Origin of the sequence: Oerskovia flava (assembly GCF_026163685.1) — a bacterium.
In the GTDB taxonomy this organism is placed as follows: domain Bacteria; phylum Actinomycetota; class Actinomycetes; order Actinomycetales; family Cellulomonadaceae; genus Oerskovia_A; species Oerskovia_A flava.
This window is the reverse complement of record NZ_JAOXSR010000010.1, coordinates 93,148-108,438: the sequence shown is the minus strand read 5'-3', so window position 1 is coordinate 108,438 and position 15,291 is coordinate 93,148. Positions and strand designations below refer to the sequence as shown.

General features: G+C 72.3%; 18 protein-coding genes and 1 tRNA gene. 10 read left to right on the top strand and 9 right to left on the bottom strand.

The window, feature by feature from the left end:
* Nucleotides 1-25 precede the first annotated feature (25 nt).
* From OHL10_RS15585 to OHL10_RS15565, 5 genes are read left to right on the top strand one after another with little or no spacing between them, the layout of a single operon-like run.
* Nucleotides 26-1,102 carry an ABC transporter substrate-binding protein gene (locus OHL10_RS15585; protein WP_265523147.1) on the top strand — a complete coding sequence of 359 codons (1,077 nt, stop codon included), beginning with the start codon at nucleotides 26-28 and terminating at the stop codon, nucleotides 1,100-1,102.
* A complete protein-coding gene (locus OHL10_RS15580; RefSeq protein WP_265523146.1) occupies nucleotides 1,099-2,883 on the top strand; it encodes an ABC transporter permease in 1,785 nt (594 codons plus the stop codon). The genes OHL10_RS15585 and OHL10_RS15580 overlap by 4 nt, the downstream gene beginning before the upstream one ends.
* A complete protein-coding gene (locus tag OHL10_RS15575) occupies nucleotides 2,880-4,073 on the top strand; it encodes an ABC transporter ATP-binding protein (protein WP_265523145.1) in 1,194 nt (397 codons plus the stop codon). Before OHL10_RS15580 ends, OHL10_RS15575 begins: the two co-directional genes overlap by 4 nt.
* Complete coding sequence (locus OHL10_RS15570; protein ID WP_265523144.1) at nucleotides 4,012-4,533, top strand: cob(I)yrinic acid a,c-diamide adenosyltransferase; 522 nt, start codon at nucleotides 4,012-4,014, stop codon at nucleotides 4,531-4,533. Before OHL10_RS15575 ends, OHL10_RS15570 begins: the two co-directional genes overlap by 62 nt.
* Entirely contained in the window at nucleotides 4,530-4,988 is a 459-nt protein-coding gene (locus tag OHL10_RS15565; RefSeq protein ID WP_265523143.1) for an NUDIX hydrolase, read from the top strand. The genes OHL10_RS15570 and OHL10_RS15565 overlap by 4 nt, the downstream gene beginning before the upstream one ends.
* Before the next feature lie 36 nt (nucleotides 4,989-5,024).
* Here the strand turns inward: OHL10_RS15565 and OHL10_RS15560 are convergent, their stop codons facing one another.
* The 4 genes from OHL10_RS15560 to OHL10_RS15545 all read right to left on the bottom strand — a co-directional run bounded on the left by OHL10_RS15560 (nucleotide 5,025) and on the right by OHL10_RS15545 (nucleotide 7,661).
* Nucleotides 5,025-5,453, bottom strand: coding sequence for a hypothetical protein (locus tag OHL10_RS15560; protein ID WP_265523142.1), 429 nt, complete (start codon nucleotides 5,451-5,453; stop codon nucleotides 5,025-5,027).
* Entirely contained in the window at nucleotides 5,443-5,634 is a 192-nt protein-coding gene (locus OHL10_RS15555; RefSeq protein WP_265523141.1) for a helix-turn-helix transcriptional regulator, read from the bottom strand. Before OHL10_RS15555 ends, OHL10_RS15560 begins: the two co-directional genes overlap by 11 nt.
* 246 nt (nucleotides 5,635-5,880) lie before the next feature.
* Nucleotides 5,881-6,483: a response regulator transcription factor gene (locus tag OHL10_RS15550; protein WP_265523140.1), complete on the bottom strand. Its 603-nt coding sequence runs from the start codon at nucleotides 6,481-6,483 to the stop codon at nucleotides 5,881-5,883.
* Nucleotides 6,480-7,661, bottom strand: coding sequence for a sensor histidine kinase (locus OHL10_RS15545; RefSeq protein ID WP_265523139.1), 1,182 nt, complete (start codon nucleotides 7,659-7,661; stop codon nucleotides 6,480-6,482). Before OHL10_RS15545 ends, OHL10_RS15550 begins: the two co-directional genes overlap by 4 nt.
* 161 nt (nucleotides 7,662-7,822) lie before the next feature.
* Between OHL10_RS15545 and OHL10_RS15540 the strand changes: the two genes are divergently transcribed.
* The 4 genes from OHL10_RS15540 to OHL10_RS15525 all read left to right on the top strand — a co-directional run bounded on the left by OHL10_RS15540 (nucleotide 7,823) and on the right by OHL10_RS15525 (nucleotide 10,755).
* Complete coding sequence (locus OHL10_RS15540; protein ID WP_265523138.1) at nucleotides 7,823-8,737, top strand: ABC transporter ATP-binding protein; 915 nt, start codon at nucleotides 7,823-7,825, stop codon at nucleotides 8,735-8,737.
* A 24-nt stretch (nucleotides 8,738-8,761) separates the two neighbouring features.
* A complete protein-coding gene (locus tag OHL10_RS15535) occupies nucleotides 8,762-9,481 on the top strand; it encodes an ABC transporter permease (protein ID WP_265523137.1) in 720 nt (239 codons plus the stop codon).
* Complete coding sequence (locus tag OHL10_RS15530) at nucleotides 9,478-10,182, top strand: GOLPH3/VPS74 family protein (RefSeq protein WP_265523136.1); 705 nt, start codon at nucleotides 9,478-9,480, stop codon at nucleotides 10,180-10,182. Before OHL10_RS15535 ends, OHL10_RS15530 begins: the two co-directional genes overlap by 4 nt.
* A 114-nt stretch (nucleotides 10,183-10,296) precedes the next feature.
* A complete protein-coding gene (locus tag OHL10_RS15525) occupies nucleotides 10,297-10,755 on the top strand; it encodes an iron chaperone (RefSeq protein WP_265523135.1) in 459 nt (152 codons plus the stop codon).
* Nucleotides 10,756-10,852: 97 nt separating this feature from the next.
* On the opposite strand, the gene OHL10_RS15520 is transcribed toward OHL10_RS15525, so the two are convergent.
* The 4 genes from OHL10_RS15520 to OHL10_RS15505 form a co-directional block, all read right to left on the bottom strand.
* The gene (locus OHL10_RS15520; RefSeq protein ID WP_265523134.1) at nucleotides 10,853-11,410 is read right to left on the bottom strand and encodes an SRPBCC family protein; all 558 of its coding nucleotides are present in this window, start codon (nucleotides 11,408-11,410) and stop codon (nucleotides 10,853-10,855) included.
* Between the two features lie 45 nt (nucleotides 11,411-11,455).
* Nucleotides 11,456-11,528 (bottom strand) — tRNA-Arg (locus OHL10_RS15515).
* Nucleotides 11,529-11,621: 93 nt separating this feature from the next.
* On the bottom strand, nucleotides 11,622-11,930 hold the full coding sequence (locus tag OHL10_RS15510) for an SHOCT domain-containing protein (protein WP_265523133.1): 309 nt from the start codon (nucleotides 11,928-11,930) through the stop codon (nucleotides 11,622-11,624).
* A gap of 60 nt (nucleotides 11,931-11,990) precedes the next feature.
* Nucleotides 11,991-12,440: a DUF6325 family protein gene (locus tag OHL10_RS15505; protein WP_265523132.1), complete on the bottom strand. Its 450-nt coding sequence runs from the start codon at nucleotides 12,438-12,440 to the stop codon at nucleotides 11,991-11,993.
* 243 nt (nucleotides 12,441-12,683) lie between these two features.
* Here OHL10_RS15505 and OHL10_RS15500 point away from each other — a divergent pair, with 243 nt between their 5' ends.
* Entirely contained in the window at nucleotides 12,684-12,995 is a 312-nt protein-coding gene (locus tag OHL10_RS15500) for a carboxymuconolactone decarboxylase family protein (protein WP_265523131.1), read from the top strand.
* A 4-nt stretch (nucleotides 12,996-12,999) separates the two neighbouring features.
* Here the strand turns inward: OHL10_RS15500 and OHL10_RS15495 are convergent, their stop codons facing one another.
* Nucleotides 13,000-15,240: a LuxR family transcriptional regulator gene (locus OHL10_RS15495; RefSeq protein ID WP_265523130.1), complete on the bottom strand. Its 2,241-nt coding sequence runs from the start codon at nucleotides 15,238-15,240 to the stop codon at nucleotides 13,000-13,002.
* Nucleotides 15,241-15,291 lie beyond the last annotated feature (51 nt).

Below are 15,291 nucleotides of genomic sequence, written 5' to 3'. Positions count from 1 at the left end.
CCCCACGACACCAGGAGGAAACCCCGTGGCACGCAGGATGACGACGGCCGCCGTCGGCGCGGCAGGGATCGCCGCACTCGCCCTCGGCGCGTGCACCCCGGCCGAGAGCACGACGGGCGAGCCGTCCGCGGACGCCGCGACGATCGACTCGGCGACGTGCACCCCGGAGGAGGGACCGCTGCGCATCTACCTCAACCCGTGGGGCGAGCTGCTCAGCGACACGTTCACCCAGGAGGCCGGCATCGAGACCGAGATCGCCGACATCGGCGGCGGGGAGATCCTCGCGCGCATCGCCGCCGAGGCGAACAACCCGCAGTGGGACGTGGTCGTGCTCGACGGGCACGGCAGCCTGCAGGCGCTCGCGGACGAGGGCCGGCTGCGGACCGGGTGGACGTCGCTCGGTCGCGACAACCTCGACGAGGCCGGCGCGGGGATCGCCCCCGACGACAACGCGTGGCTGCCGCTGAGCCAGCACGCCGCCGCCGTCATCGCCTACAACACCGCGGCGGTCACCGACCCGCCCAGCACCTGGGCCGAGCTCGCCGAGCCGGGCCCCGGGCCGCTCGGCATGGCCGACCCGGCCGTCGCCGCGCCTGCGTACCCGATCGTGTCCTGGTTCTACGAGGACCTCGGCACCGACGGCGCGCAGGAGTACTTCGACGCCCTGGGCGACCGGGGCCTGAACACCTACCCGAAGAACGGCCCCGTCGGGCAGGCGCTCGCCTCCGGCGAGATCGAGATCGCCCTGCTGCAGGAGCAGAACGTCTACGGCCTGCTGGAGGCCGGCGAGTCGGTCGACTTCGTCTGGCCCGACGAGGGTGCGCCCGCCGTCGTGCGCGGGGTCGCGATCAGCGCCGACACGCCGCGCCCGTGCGCCGCGCAGCAGCTCGTCGACTGGCTGCTCACCCCCGAGACGATGGGCACGCTCATGGCCGACGGCGGCGACGACGGCATCATCACGCCGTTCGTCACCGGCACCGACACGTCGTCCCTGCCGGACGCCCGGCCCGACGACGGGGTCCTCCTCGTCACCGACGGCCGGTTCGCGGCCGACAACGAGGTCGACATCAAGGACTGGTTCGCGAACCGGTCGGCCGGGTGAGCGCGCCGACCTCCGCGCCCCCGGCCGTCCGGCGCCCGGACCCGCAGGGGCCGGGTGTCCGACGTCAGGTCCTGCGGCGGCCGGGCGCCGAGAGCCTGCTCAGCGCCGGGCTCGTCGTCGTCCTGGCCGTGCTCGTGGGGCTGCCGCTGGCCGCGGTGCTCGTGCAGGGCGTCGCGCCCGGCCTCGGCCTGGGCGCGGACTGGTCGGTGCGCCCGGGCCTGCTCCTGGAGATCACCGAGCGCCCCCTGTGGCAGGCCAGCCTGCGCAACTCGCTGACCCTCGCCGCAGGTGCCATGGTCCTCGGCGGCGCCCTCGGCTCCGGCCTGGCACTGCTGCGCCACACGGTGGCCTTCCCCGGGGCGCGGGCGCTCGACGCCGCGGCGTGGACCCTGCTGGTCAGCCCGTCGTTCATCCTCGCGCAGGGCTGGGTGCTGTTCGCCTCGCCCAGCGGGGTCGCCGCCCACACCGTCGGCGCCGACTGGGTGGCGCCGCTCGTGCTGTCCCCGGGCGGTCTCGTCGTCGTCATGAGCCTCACCCAGTACCCGCTCGCGTACCTCGCGACCGCGGCCGCGCTGCGCTGGGACGACGGGTCCTACCGGCAGGCCGCCGCCCTGAGCGGAGCGAGCCCCTGGACCGTGCTGCGCACCGTCCGCCTGCCGCTGCTCGCCCCGGCCGTCCTGTCGGGGGCGATCCTCGTCTTCGTCGACGTCCTCGGGGACTTCGGCCTCCCGGCCGCGCTCTCGACGTCCTACAGCTTCCCCACGCTGCCCTACTCCATCTACGCGTCCGTGCGGCAGAGCCCCGTACGGTTCGACCTCGGGGGAGTGCTGTCGTTCTACCTTGTCGTCATCCTCGCGGTCGCCATCGTCCTGTACCTGCGGGTCCTGCGGCGCTCGCGGTTCGACTTCCTCACCGGGCGGGCCGAGCGCGTCAGCCCCCCGCCCGCGCGCCGCCCCTGGGTGTGGACCACGCTCACGGCCGGCGTCCTGCTCCTCGTGCTCGGCATCCCGCTCGGGTCGTCCCTGCAGGTCTCGCTCTCCCGGTCGACGTTCGGCGGGCTCTCGCCCCAGAACTTCACCCTCGAGCACTACGCCGAGGTGTTCTCCGGCGGCAGCCGCATCCTCGAGGGCGCGGCGAACTCGCTCGGCGTCGCCCTGACGGCCGCGGTCGCGACCACCGTCCTCGGCTTCCTCGTCGCCGCCGTGCTCACGCACACCCGCTCCGGGGCCCGCGCGTTCATCGACCTCGCCGGGACCGTCGCGCTCGCCGTCCCCGGCATCGTGCTGGCCGTCGGCTACATCTTCGTGTGGAACCAGCCGGCGCTCGCGGCCGTCGGCCTGGACCTGTACGGCCGGCCGGTGCTGCTCGTGCTCGCCGCCGTCGCGTCCGCGCTGCCGGTCGCGGTCCGGCTGCAGCTCGGCGCGTTCGCCCAGGTGCCCGCCTCGTTCTTCGCCGCAGCAGCCCTGAGCGGCGTCGGGCTGGGCACGCGGCTGCGCACGGTCCTGCTCCCGATCGTCGCCGCGGCGACCGTGTCGGCGTTCGCGGCCGTGCTCGCCTCGAGCTTCTTCGACCTCGCCGCGACGACCATGCTCGCCCCGCCGAGCTTCACCACGCTGCCCGTCGAGATCCTCACGGAGTTCGACCGCGGGCGGTACGGCTACGCGACGGCCGGTGCCGTCGTCGCGGCCACGGTCCTCGTGGCGGTCGCAGCGCTCGCCACCCGCACGGGCCGGTGGCTCTTGCGCACCCCCGTCCCTGCAGACAAGGAGTCCCGCTCATGACGAGCCCCACCGACGTCGGCGTCCCGGTCGACGTCGACTCCCTCACCAAGTCCTACGGCGGCGACGTGCCCGCGCTCGACGACGTCTCGGTCTCGATCGAGCCCGGCAGCACGCTGTGCGTGCTGGGACCCTCGGGCTGCGGCAAGTCGACGCTCCTGCGGCTCGTCGCGGGTCTCGAGATGCCCGACGCCGGGCAGGTGCGCCTCGGCGACCGGGTGCTGTCCCGCCCGGGTCACGTCGTCGCGCCCGAGCGCCGCGGCGTCAACATGGTCTTCCAGGACTACGCGCTGTGGCCTCACCTGCGGGTGCGGGACATCGTCGGGTACGGCCTGAGGTTCGGCGCCCACCGGGTGCCCGAGCGCGAACGGACCGCGCGCGTCGACCACCTCGTGGAGTTCCTGCGCCTCGGCGGGCTCGAGGACCGGCTGCCCGCGGAGATCTCGGGCGGCCAGCAGCAGCGGGTCGCGATCGCCCGCGCCCTGGCCACGTCACCCGACCTGCTGCTTCTCGACGAGCCGCTGTCCAACCTCGACGTGCAGCTGCGCGCGACCATGCGCGAGGAGCTGTCGGTGCTCCTGGCCGGTCTGGGCACCACCGCGCTGTACGTGACCCACGACGTCAGCGAGGCGCTCGCGCTCGCCGACCGCATCCTCGTCCTGCACCAGGGCAGGGTCGTGCAGCTCGACACCCCGCACGGCATCTTCGCGCGGCCCCGCTCGGGCTGGACCGCGAACCTCGCGGGCTTCTCGTCGGTCCTCGTGCTCGACGACGCCCACGCGGTCGCCGACGGCACGGCGCGGGGGAGCGCAGGGGGTCGCACGCTCGTCGGGCGGGACTGCGGGCAGGACGCCACGACCGGTGCACCGGGTGACGCGGCCCGCGCCTACGTGCACCCCGACGCCGTGCGGCTCGGCGGGGCGGACGCCGCCGTCGCGGGGACCGTCACCGCGTGCGTCTTCGAGGGGTGGACGTACCGCGTGCGGCTGTCCCTCGGGGACGCCGGTTCTCTGGTCCTCGCGAGCGACCGTAGGCTCGAGCGCGGCGAGGCCGCGCGGGTCGACATCGACCCGGACGGGGTGCTGGTCTTCGGCGCCCGACCTCGCGCGACCGTGCGAGGAAGGACCAGCGATGGTGGGCAGGAGCGCCCGGCCGAGGCCGGCGAACGGGATCGTCATGCTGTTCTGCGGTGAGGGCTGGGGCAAGTCCGCCGCCGCCGTCGGGTACGCGGTCCGCGCCCGCGGCTCGGGCTGGCCGACGACGGTCGTCCAGTTCCTCAAGGGCGGCGCCTGGAACGCGGCGGAGATCTCGCGCGCGGCCGACCTCGGGATCGACTGGCCGGTGCTCTCCCCGGACCTGACCTGGGGCGGTCTCGACACCGCGCAGGTGGCGGCCGACGCGTGGGACCGCGCACGCGACGTGCTCGGGCGACCGGGCCCGAGCCTGCTCGTCCTCGACGAGCTCACGCACGCGCTCGACGGCGGCTGGCTCGACCTCGACGACGTCGTGGCCACCCTGCGCTCGCGCGCCCCCGGCACCAGCGTCGTCATCACCGGCCGCACGGCGCCCGACGAGCTCGTCGACCTCGCGGACACCGTCACCCGGTTCGAGCTCGTCAAGCACGACGGCAAGAGAGGGATCCTCGCACCATGAGCGCCCGCACGAGCGATCGGACCGCGCAGAGCGCACCACCTGCTGACCCCGCTGCCGGGGTCTTGGCCGCCGGCGGGATCGTGACCCGAGCGACGCCGTCGGGCACCGAGGTCATGATCATCCACCGGCCCAAGTACGACGACTGGTCCTTCCCGAAGGGAAAGGTCGACCCCGGCGAGGAGCTCTCCGCGACCGCGGTGCGCGAGGTCGAGGAGGAGACCGCGCTGCGGTGCGCGCTCGGCGAGCACCTCGCCCGTGTCACGTACCACGACGAGACCGACCGGCCCAAGCACGTGCACTACTGGCGCATGAGCGTCGTCGACGACCTCGGGTTCACGCCCGGCCGGGAGGTCGACGACGCCCGGTGGGTCGGCCTCGACGAGGCCCGGCGACTGCTGACCCGCCAGGCCGACCGCGACCTGCTGACCGCCACCTGCGGGACCGGACGTCCGTGACGCTCACCGCGTCGGACACGCGAGCGTTCCGGTCGGTCAGGAACGCCTGCTGATCACGACGAAGGCGACGGTGCCGACCGTGATCTCGGCGAGAAGGAGCAGCCCGACGACGACCTCGACGGGTGCCCCGAAGCCGAGGGCGACGACCGTCGCGCACGTGAGCGGCACGGAGGCCAGCCCGAGCACGGCCAGGGCGCGGGTGAGGACCGCGTCGTCACGTTCGTCCCCGGTCCGGGTCCACGCCCGCTCGAACGTCGTCGTGCTGTCCGGCCTGCGGCCGACGCGCCACGCGACGACGCAGACGCCGAGCGCGCCGACCGCCGCACCCTGCAGGAACCCCGTGCCCATGTTCCCGGGGCCGTGCTCGCGGAGCAGCAGGCCGGTGACGGTCAGCGCCGACAGCGTCACGAGCAGGATCGCGAGGCTGAGCGCCTTCTGCGTGGTGGAGTACTGGTCAGTCGACATGGAAGATCTCCTCGACGGCGCGGTGGAAGTGGTGGGCGATCGTGATCGCCAGGGTCAGCGAGGGGTCGTAGCGGCCGGTCTCGATGGAGTTGACCGTCTGCCGCGAGACACCCAGGGCGCTCGCCAGCTCGCGCTGGGACAGACCTGCCTCCAGCCGGAGCTCGCGGACGTCGTTCCTCATGGGATTCCTCGTGTGGTCGTGCGGACGTGACATGACAAGCGTGCTTGACACCAGGAGTCGGTGTCAAGCACGCTTGTCATGTCGTGGGGGGTGTCGGGTCAGGGTCGGGCGACGACGAACGCGTTGAACGGGTCCTCCGCCACCACCTTCTCCTCGACCTCGGCGAACCCGGCGTCGGTGCGCATGGTCGCCGCCTGCTCGACATCCCACCCGGTGCCGAGGGGGCCCGCTCCTGCCCCTGAGGGGCTACAGCCAGTCGTGCTCCCGCGCGTAGCGGGCGGCTGCGTGCCGGGTGCTGGTCTGCGTCTTCTGCATGGCGCTCGACAGGTAGTTGCGCACCGTGCCAGGAGCCAGGTGCAGCTGGGACGCGATCTCAGCGACCGAATACCCTGCGCCGGTCACACGGAGCACGTCGATCTCGCGATCGGTCAGCGGGGAGTCGTCGACGATCGCTGCGGCGGAGACGTCCTGGTCGATCCACCGGCCGCCGCCGTGCAGCGTGGCGATGACCGCGGCGAGGTGGCTCGGCTCGGCGGACTTGCTCGCAAAGCCCTGGACGCCCAGACGCAGGGCGCTGCGCAGGACACCCGGCCGGGCGTGACGGGTGAGCATGAGGACCACCTGGTCCGGGAGCTCCCGGCGGATCTCGGCGAGGGCCTCGAGGCCGTCGACGCCGGGCATCTCCAGGTCGACGACCAGGACGTCCGGTCGGTGGGTGAGCGTGGCGCTGACCGCCTCTGCTCCGTCGACGGCTTCTGCCAGCACCGTGATGTCCCCCTCCAGGGGGAGCAGGGAGGCGAGCGCCTTGCGGAGCAGCGCCTCGTCGTCGGCCAGCACCACGGTCGTCATCGCTCCGCCTCCGTCGTGGTCGCGCTGGGCAGCGGTGTCGCGGCCGTCGTCGATCTGTCGGGCGACTCCGGCGTGAACTGCGCCGCCGTGAGGAATCGCCCGTGCTCCAGCCGGACGGTGAGCTCGCCCCCCTCGTCCGAGACCCGGCGTGCGAGGGCCGCGAGCCCGCGGAGCTCCGGCAGATCGTCGCGGCCCGTGCCGTCGTTGACGACCGTGATCCCGTTCCCGGTGAGCGTGATGCGGACGTGCGTCGCGCGCGAGTGCCGCAGGATGTTGGTCGTCGTCTCGCGCAGCACCTGCGCCAGCATGCCGACGGAACGCCCGCCGAGCTCGTCGCGCCGGTCGACGACGACGTGGATGCCCGCCGCCTCCAGCAGGTTTCTCGCGTTCTCCAGCTCTGCGGAGAGGTTGAGCGTGCGCTGCCCGTACGCGAGCTCCTTGGTCTGCGCGATCGTGTCGCCGACCAGGGCGTACATTTCTCGCAGCTCCTGCTCGACGCGGTCGGTGTCGGTGCGGAGCAGCTTCTGTGCCAGGGCGATCTTCAGCTTCACCACGTGCAGGGTGTGTCCCTGGATGTCGTGCAGGTCGCTGGCGAAGCGCACCCGCTCACGGACGACCGCCAGCTCGGCCTCGCGCTCCCGCGACTCCTCGAGCTGCTCCACCACGTCGTAGAAGTGCTTGTTGGGGAACCGCAGGCTGATCACGACAGCGGTGAAGCCGGTCGGGATGATGATGTCGGAGATCAGCTGGCTCGTCCCGGCGTCGGGGGTGGTGGCCAGAGCCACCGCGCCGACCGCGGCCACGTACGCGGTCACCACGACCGCGACGGCGGCTCGTCGTCGCGGCAGCTGGGGGACCGTGAGCGACGCGACGATGCCGAGGGAGTAGTACGCGGACTGGTTCTCGCCGTCGACGACGAGCGCACCGTAGGGCCAGACCGCGGCGGCCACGACCAGGCAGGGGATCGCGACGCGCTCCAGCTCGCCGGCCGTCCACCGCTCGAACGCGAGCAGCGCTGCCGCGAGACCCAGCCCCAGCACGGCGGCATCCAGCCACGTCTGCGCCTGTCGCGCGATGAGGAGCACACCGACCGCGGCGATCAGCGGCAGGATCATCGAGAGGTTGATGGTGCGGAACTGCCGCGGCGAAGGCTCCGGGCGGTCTGGACGAGATTCCATGGGTGAGCCTACGGGAGGGGACGGTGTCGTTCCCCAGTATCGGGCCCGGTCGGTGCGGCCGCGAGTGACGCTGTGTCATGGGTACCGGCGCAGGAACGTCACACCCAGCCGGTGACGCCACCTCACTGGGCGCGCGGGGCGGAAACCCGTTCGATGGAGGCATGTCCACCAGACCAGCCATCTCCACCTCCACCGTCATCGACGTCGACACCCTCAACCTCTCCTACGGCGACTTCCACGCCGTCAAGGACCTGTCGTTCCATGTCGAGCAAGGCGAGCTCTACGCGCTCCTCGGGACCAACGGGTCCGGCAAGACCTCGACGCTCGAGGTCATCGAAGGGCACCGCAAGGCGTCCTCGGGCGACGTGCGCGTCTTCGGCAAGAGCCCGACCGACCGCGGCGCCGTGCGCCCGCGGATGGGGATCATGCTCCAGGAGAGCGGGTTCTCGCCCGACCTCACCGTCGCCGAGTCGGTCCGGCTCGTCGGCCGGCTCTCCGGCCGCGAGGACACGGTCGACCGGGTGCTCGGCATCGTCGACCTGACGCGCAAGGCCGACACCCGGGTGTCCCAGCTCTCCGGGGGCGAGAAGCGTCGGCTCGACTTCGCGACCGCCGTCTACGGGCGTCCCGAGCTGATCGTCCTCGACGAACCCACCACCGGGCTCGACATCGCGTCCCGCGACGCCCTCTGGGACGCCGTCCAGCAGCTCCTGCAGGACGGCTCCACCATCGTGCTGACGACCCACTACCTGGAGGAGGCGCAGCAGCGTGCCGACCGCATCGGACTGATGCACGACGGCGCGTTCGTCCACCAGGGCACCGTGTCCGACCTGACCAGGACCCTGCCCGCGTCGATCCAGTTCTCCCTGCCGCGCGACGCCCCGGCGCCGCCGCTGCAGTCCGCGCCACTCGCCGACCGCTCGTACGCCATCGAGACCTTCACCCTGCAGGAGGACCTCAAGACGCTGCTCGACTGGGCGCACGACCACACCGTCGAGCTGCAGGGCCTGCAGGCCGCCCCGACCCGGCTGGACGACGTCTTCCGCGCCATCGGCGCGGGCCAGACCGCGTCCTGACAATCCCTCGAGGAGGAAACCCCCATGCTTCCCATCGCGCACAGCGAGCTCATCCAGATCTTCCGCAACCGGGCCGTCCTGATCGCCAGCCTCTTCATGCCCGCGGCGGCCAGCGCCTTCTTCGTCCACTACCGCGACACGTTCGAGCGGATCGGCAGTCTCGGGTACATCGCCGCGGTGATCGCCTTCACCATCGGCGCGTTCAGCCTCTACGCCACGACCGTGACCACGCTGGCCGCCCGCCGGCAGGACCTGTTCCTCAAGCGGTTGCGGTCCACCGCGGCCGGTGACGCGTCCATCCTCTCCGGGCAGATGCTCCCGGTCTCGGCGATCTCGCTCGTCCAGGTCTCGGTGATCCTGGTGGTGTTCGCGGTCATCAGCGAGCGGCCCGCGGACATCGCGCTCCTCGTGGTGGCGATCCTCGCGTCGTTCGTCATGATGCTCGCCCTCGGCATGGCCACGGCCGGTGTGACGCGCTCGCCCGAGCACGCGCAGGTCACCACGCTGCCCCTGAGCCTGGGGATCATCGCCGTCGTGAACTGGGTCGCGATCACCGGGACCGAGAGCCTCACGCTGCTCAAGCGCCTGCTGCCCGGCGGGGCCGCGACCGAGCTGGTCGTCAACGCCTGGGACGGTGGGGTCGCGTTGACCGACTCGCTGTTCCTGCTGGCGCCGACCCTCGCGTGGGTCGTGGTCGCGGTCGCGCTCGCCGCGAACATGTTCCGGTGGGAGCCCCGGCGATGACCCGCGAGACGGCGCCCGACTCGACCGACCTGCTGATCGTCGACGACCTCATGCTGCTCCTCACGGACGACGACGGAGCGTCCGTCCAGGGGGCCGGCACCCTCTACTACACGCTGGGCGGCGCGGTGCTCACCGAGCTCGCGCTGCTCGGCCGGGTGCAGACCGACGACTCCGGGATCCTGAACGGCCCCCGCGTCCTACCGGCCGGCGACGGCCCGCTGCCCGACCCGCTCCTGCAGGCGGCGTACGACACGATCGCCGAGAAGACCCAGCGTGTGCAGCCGCTGCTCGTCGCGATCGGCGCCGACCTGTGGCGGGTGGTGGTCCAGCGGCTCACCGAGCGCGGGCTGCTGCGACGCGAGGAGAGGCGGGTGCTCGGCATCTTCCGCAGCACGCGGTTCCCGGCGGCCGACGAGCAGCACGAGACCGAGCTGCGGGCCAGGATCCGTCGGGTGCTCGAGGACGGCGAGGCGCCCGACCCGCGCACCGCCGCGATCATCGGGCTGCTCTCGGCCAGCGGTGCGATGCCCTCGCTCCGCCCGCCCCTGCCCTGGCACTCGGTGACCGTGACCCGCGCCAAGGAGATCGAGCGCGGGCAGTGGGGACCCGAGGCGGTCTCCTCGGCGGTCGCCAGGACGGCCGCCGCCGTCGCCGCCGCGAGCGCGGTCGCCGCGATCAGCGCGTCGACCGCCCGAGGGTGAGCTCCGACTGCGGACACCCAGGTGCCGGTCAGGAATCGAGAAGTGCCGGCCCACCGGGTCGAACTAGCGTGAGGACCACCTCAAGCCACGAGTGAGACCAGGAGGGTGCCGGTCATGAGCCCACGGACCAGTGAGAAGAGCAGCACGGGAGGGTTCTCCGAGGCCGAACGTGCCGCCATGAAGCAGCGCGCCGCGGAGCTGAAGGAGGAGGCGAGCCGCGGTCGCGGAAACAAGAAGGCCGCCGACGAGCTCGACGTGCTGTCGAAGATCGCCGAGATGGAACCCTCCGACCGTGCGGTGGCCGAGCGCATCCACGCCGTCGTCACCAAGACTGCCCCCGAGCTGTCACCGAAGCTCTGGTACGGGCAGCCCGCCTACGCGAAGAAGGGCAAGGTCGTGTGCTTCTTCCGCAGCGGGCACGTCGACGGCGAGCGCTACTCCACGCTGGGCTTCACCACGGCGGCAGACCTCGACGACAACAGCGGCCTGTGGCCCACGTCGTTCGCCGTGACCAAGATCGACGACCAGGTCGAGAAGTCGATCACCGGGCTGGTGAAAAAGGCCGTGGGCTGACGCACGACCGCTGCAGGAAGCACGCCAACGTGCCGCCGTCCATCGCGGCACCCCGCGAATGGGTGGCGAGGAGGTCCAGCACGAGCCGTGAGCCAGTTCACCCGTCGCGGACATCCTTCCCGTGTTCGGCGAACGCCTTGAAGTCCTCCATGTGCTGCTGAGACTGCTTGTGGAAGGCGCCGGGCATCACACGCCCCATCAGCCGCATCAGCAGACCGCTGAACCGGTACTCGCTGTCGCTCTTCCAGAGAGTCGTCTCTGGAGTGGCTTCGGTCAGCTGGTCACGAACATCGCTCCACATGCCCGGGCCGACTGTCTCGCGGTCGAAGTGAACGACGACGTCTCGGGGGATCCCGTGCAGGTCCACCGGATCCCGGCGTGTGATCGTCTCGAGGAGTTCCATCTCCCGCTTCCCCGACTGCATCACGACCCGCGACGTGGTTCCGAGCTGCCCGTGCATCCCCTTCACGGGCTCGTGCAGCACCACGCCTCGCAGCCACATCGGCAGGTGTACCGGGTCGGCGAGCAGCTGGGCCACTCTCTCTCGCGGCAGGGCGATCTCGATCGAGTTGGTGTACTTCATGGCGAGAGAGAACTCCTCCTGTTGCTCGACGGAGAGGCCTGACATCCGCTCGCGGCCTCGGCCGGTCTGCATCCCTCGCCCCTGAGGCACACGAGGAACTCGAACTCCGCCACTAAGTGCCCCGAGCAGGACTCGAACCTGCAACCTACGGATTAGAAGGCCGTTGCTCTATCCATTGAGCTATCGGGGCGCGGGTACATCGTAGTGGGCTGCTGGCGCACCAGGCAGGGCCCAACGACGTGACCTGCGCCCCGGGACCTGGTGGCTGCTCGGGGCTGTCGGGTCAGCCGCCCAGGATCTGTGCCTTCTGGGCCTCGAACTCGGCGGGCGTGAGCACTCCCTGGTCGCGCAGTGCCGCGAGCTGGGTGAGCTGCGCGATCTTGGCGTCCATGTCCGCTGCCGGGGGAGCGGCGGGAGCGGGCGGCGCGCTGTAGACGGGAGGTGGTGCGCTGTACGCAGGCGGGGCGGCCTGCGGCGGGGCTTCCTGGGCGGCCCAGCGGCCGGCCTGCCGACGTGAGACGCGGTTGGAGACGGCGGTGGCGGTCCCGGCGATAGCAGCGGTGCGTGCGACACCGCGGATGAGTCCTGGCATGAGATGTCCTCTTCTGGTGGTCGTGGGGTGGTGGGTCGGCGGCGGGGGTGGTCGTCGGTGTCAGGTGTTCGACTCGGCGGCGTCGAGCGCGGCGAGGAAAGCCTGCACGGGGATGCGTCCGCTCGCCACGAGCTGCGCCCCGGTGCGTCGCAGCGCCGTCGCGAACGGCGCTGCCCAGACGTTCTCGTAGACGAGGACGGCTGCCGCCCGCCCCGGCTCGATCGCGTTCGCTGCCTCGCCGAGGTCGTCGTCGCCGAGGAGCCCGGAACCGGCGCCCTCGAAGACGGCGAGGTCCATGGACCCGTCGGCGAGCTCGTCGAGCGCGATCGCGACCAGGCCGCCGTCGTGCTCCCGGCGGACGAGGGCGAAGTCGAGGATGCGGATCAGCCCGCGGTCGACGAGGGAGACCAGCTCGGGGAACGCTTCCCCGGTCATGCCCTCGACCGGGAGTTCCACGACCAGGTAGTCGATGGGACCGATCTCCTGCAGGTCGTCGAGGTCCTGTGTCATGGTCCGCTCTCCTTCTTCTTGGTGGGCGTCCGCCGTCCTGGTGGGCGTCCGCCCAGGACGGATGGCGCGGCCGGGCCCGGCCTCCCCGCTCATCCTGCGGCGGTCGCGTGCTGCTCGTCGTCATGCAGAACGCATGAACGCCGTCCGGGCCTCCGGTTCATGTGATCGGTGTGATGCGGGTCGGGCGGTGCGCGTGCGTCACTGGAGGCGCACGTGAACCCTGGCGATCGAAGAGGCGGGCCCGTGGACTACACCGACCGGTTGCGGCACTTCGTGATCAACGACGACCGGCTCGACGACGCGGCGTTCGAGTCGACCGTGCTCGACCCGAGGTCGCTCGCGCTCGTCCGGCTGGCCGCTCTCATCGCCGTCGGCGGCGCCGAGCCGACGTACGGCAAAGAGGTCGACGACGCCCTGAGCGCGGGCGTCACCACGGCGGAGATCGTCGACGTGCTGGCGGCGACCGTCCCGATCGTCGGGCTCCCCAGCGCCGTCGCCGCAGCGCCGAAGCTCGCGCTCGCGCTCGGCCACGATCTGCTGGAGCCGCCCGGGTGACGCCTCACTCGCCGAGCAGGCCCCGCGCGACGGCGAGACGGACGGCGTCGCTGCGCGAGGACACGCCGAGTTTGCGGTAGATCGAGCCGATCTCCGAGCTGGCGGTGTTGCGCGAGACGAACAGCCGCTCGCCGATCTCCCGGATCGTCAGGTGGGTCTGCAGGTACGGCAGGAGCCGTAGCTCGGCGGGTGTGAGCGGGGGGCCGCCGCCGGAGGCTCCGGCGCGCCCGTCGCCGTCGAGCTCGCCGCGCAGCGTGTCGACGGCGTCGGTGAGCAGGCCCAGGTCGGGGCGGTGCAGGAGCACGTCGTCGACCTCCCGCAGCAGGTGGCGAGCGGCCGGGGCGTCGGCGGTGGCCCGGCTCGTCCTGGCCAGGTGCAGGCGCACCCGGACCGCGAGGGTCGGGAACGCGTACGAGCACAGCGTGCGGGCACGCATCCCGCGGGTGAGGTCGTGCTGGGTCCGGGTGGGCTCGCCGTGGTGGAGCGACAGGCGCGCCGCGGCGGCGAACGCGAGCGCGCTCGTCGGGTAGTCCTCCATCCGGTCCCGCTCGATCGTGCGCAGCGCCCGTTCGACGCGTTCCTGCGCGCGGTCCCACCGGCCCCGGTCCATGTCGAGGTGCGCGAGCTGGGCTTCGCTCACGACGAGGGTGTCGGCGTGACCGAGCGCGAGGGCGGCCTCCACGGCCTGCTCGAGCTGCCGCGCACCGCCCTCGGGGTCGCCCACGAGGAGGTGCGCCTCGCCGCTCAAGGTGAGGGCGGAGTCGCGCCACGGGCTCCACGCTGCTTCCTCCTGGAGGGCGAGGTGCGTGTCGGCGAGCATCTGCTGGGGCCCTTCTGGGCAGCGCAGCGCGCGGTACATGGCGCGGGCCGAGTCGAACGACGCGGTGCCGTCGGCGGGCTTCCCGGTGAACGACGCCGCGTCCACGAACGCCCCCCACCGCTCCGCGTCGAGCGGCCGGCCCTCGTAGACCGCGACGTACCCGGCGAGCACCGCGAGCGGGGGATAGCCCGAGATCACGTCGTCGCCGAGCGCGGTCAGCCACCGGTCGGTGGTGGCGATCTCCCCGCGTCGGAACAGGGACATGACGATCCGCGTCACGAGCAGGACGCACCGCCCCCGGTCGGGGGTGGCGAGCAGCTGCTCGACGGCGCGGGCGGGGGAGCCGTTCGCCTCGAACCAGTCGGCCGCGCGCACCCGCAGCTCGTCGGCGTGCTCGGGTTCGACCGTCATCAGCTCGCCCAGCAGGAACTCCCGGAAGAGCGCGTGGTACCGGAACCACTCGCGACGCCGGTCGAGCGGGACGAGGAACGTGCTCGCCGCCTCCAGGCGTCGCAGGTGCGCCTGCGAGTCGTGCGCGCCCAGGACCGCGTTGCACAGCGGTGCGGAGAGCTCGTCCAGGACGCTGGTGCGACGCAGGAACGTGCGGGTCGCCGTCGGGAGCCTGCTGAAAGCCTCGCGCTGCAGGTAGTCGGCGATGAAGCGGTCCGTGCCCGTGACGGCGTGCCCGCTGTCGTCGCGGGCGATGAGCGCGGCAAGATGCACGCCGACGGGCCAGCCCTCGGTCCGCTCCGCGACGGCCGTCGCGATCTCCTGGCCCGCCGGCACCTGCGCCGCTGCGAGGACGTGCGCCGTCGCGGCGACGTCGAGCGCGAGGTCGGTCGCGAGGATCTCGACCGCCTCGTCCGCCGCGCGCAGCCGGGGCAGGTGCGGCTGCTCGTCACGGCTGGCCGTCACGAGCTGTGATCCGTGCGGGATCGCACCGATCACCAGGCCGAGGACGTCGTGGCACCCCGCGGACCGGAGCTCGTGGAGGTCGTCGAGGACGAGGAGGAAGGGCCGCTGGCTCCGGCGCAGCGCCGACGCCAGCCGGGGCGCCGCCCTGCCGAGCAGCGACGCGTCGGAGCCGAGCATGTCGGTCGCCAGGCCGTTCTGACCGTCGAGAGCGCGGGAGAACGCGGTGGCGAGCACCGTCAGCAGGGCCTGCGGGTTGTCGTCCCGGTGCTCGAGCGACACCCACACGACGGGGCGCTCGTCGAGCGAGCCCCACTCGGCGAGCAACGTCGACTTGCCGTACCCCGCCGGTGCGGTGACCGCGACGACGGGGCGCCCGCTCGAGCGCGCGGTGTCGATGAGCCCGCGCCGGCTCACCGTCCCCGGACGAGGTCGCGGCATGGTGTAGCGGGCGTCGAGCAGGAGGCTGTCCAGCTCCTCGACGGCCGAGGACCCGCTGGGCTCCTGGCTCACCGCTCCACTGTACGAAGGGTGGGAGAACTCCTCCATCGCAACACGACCTCG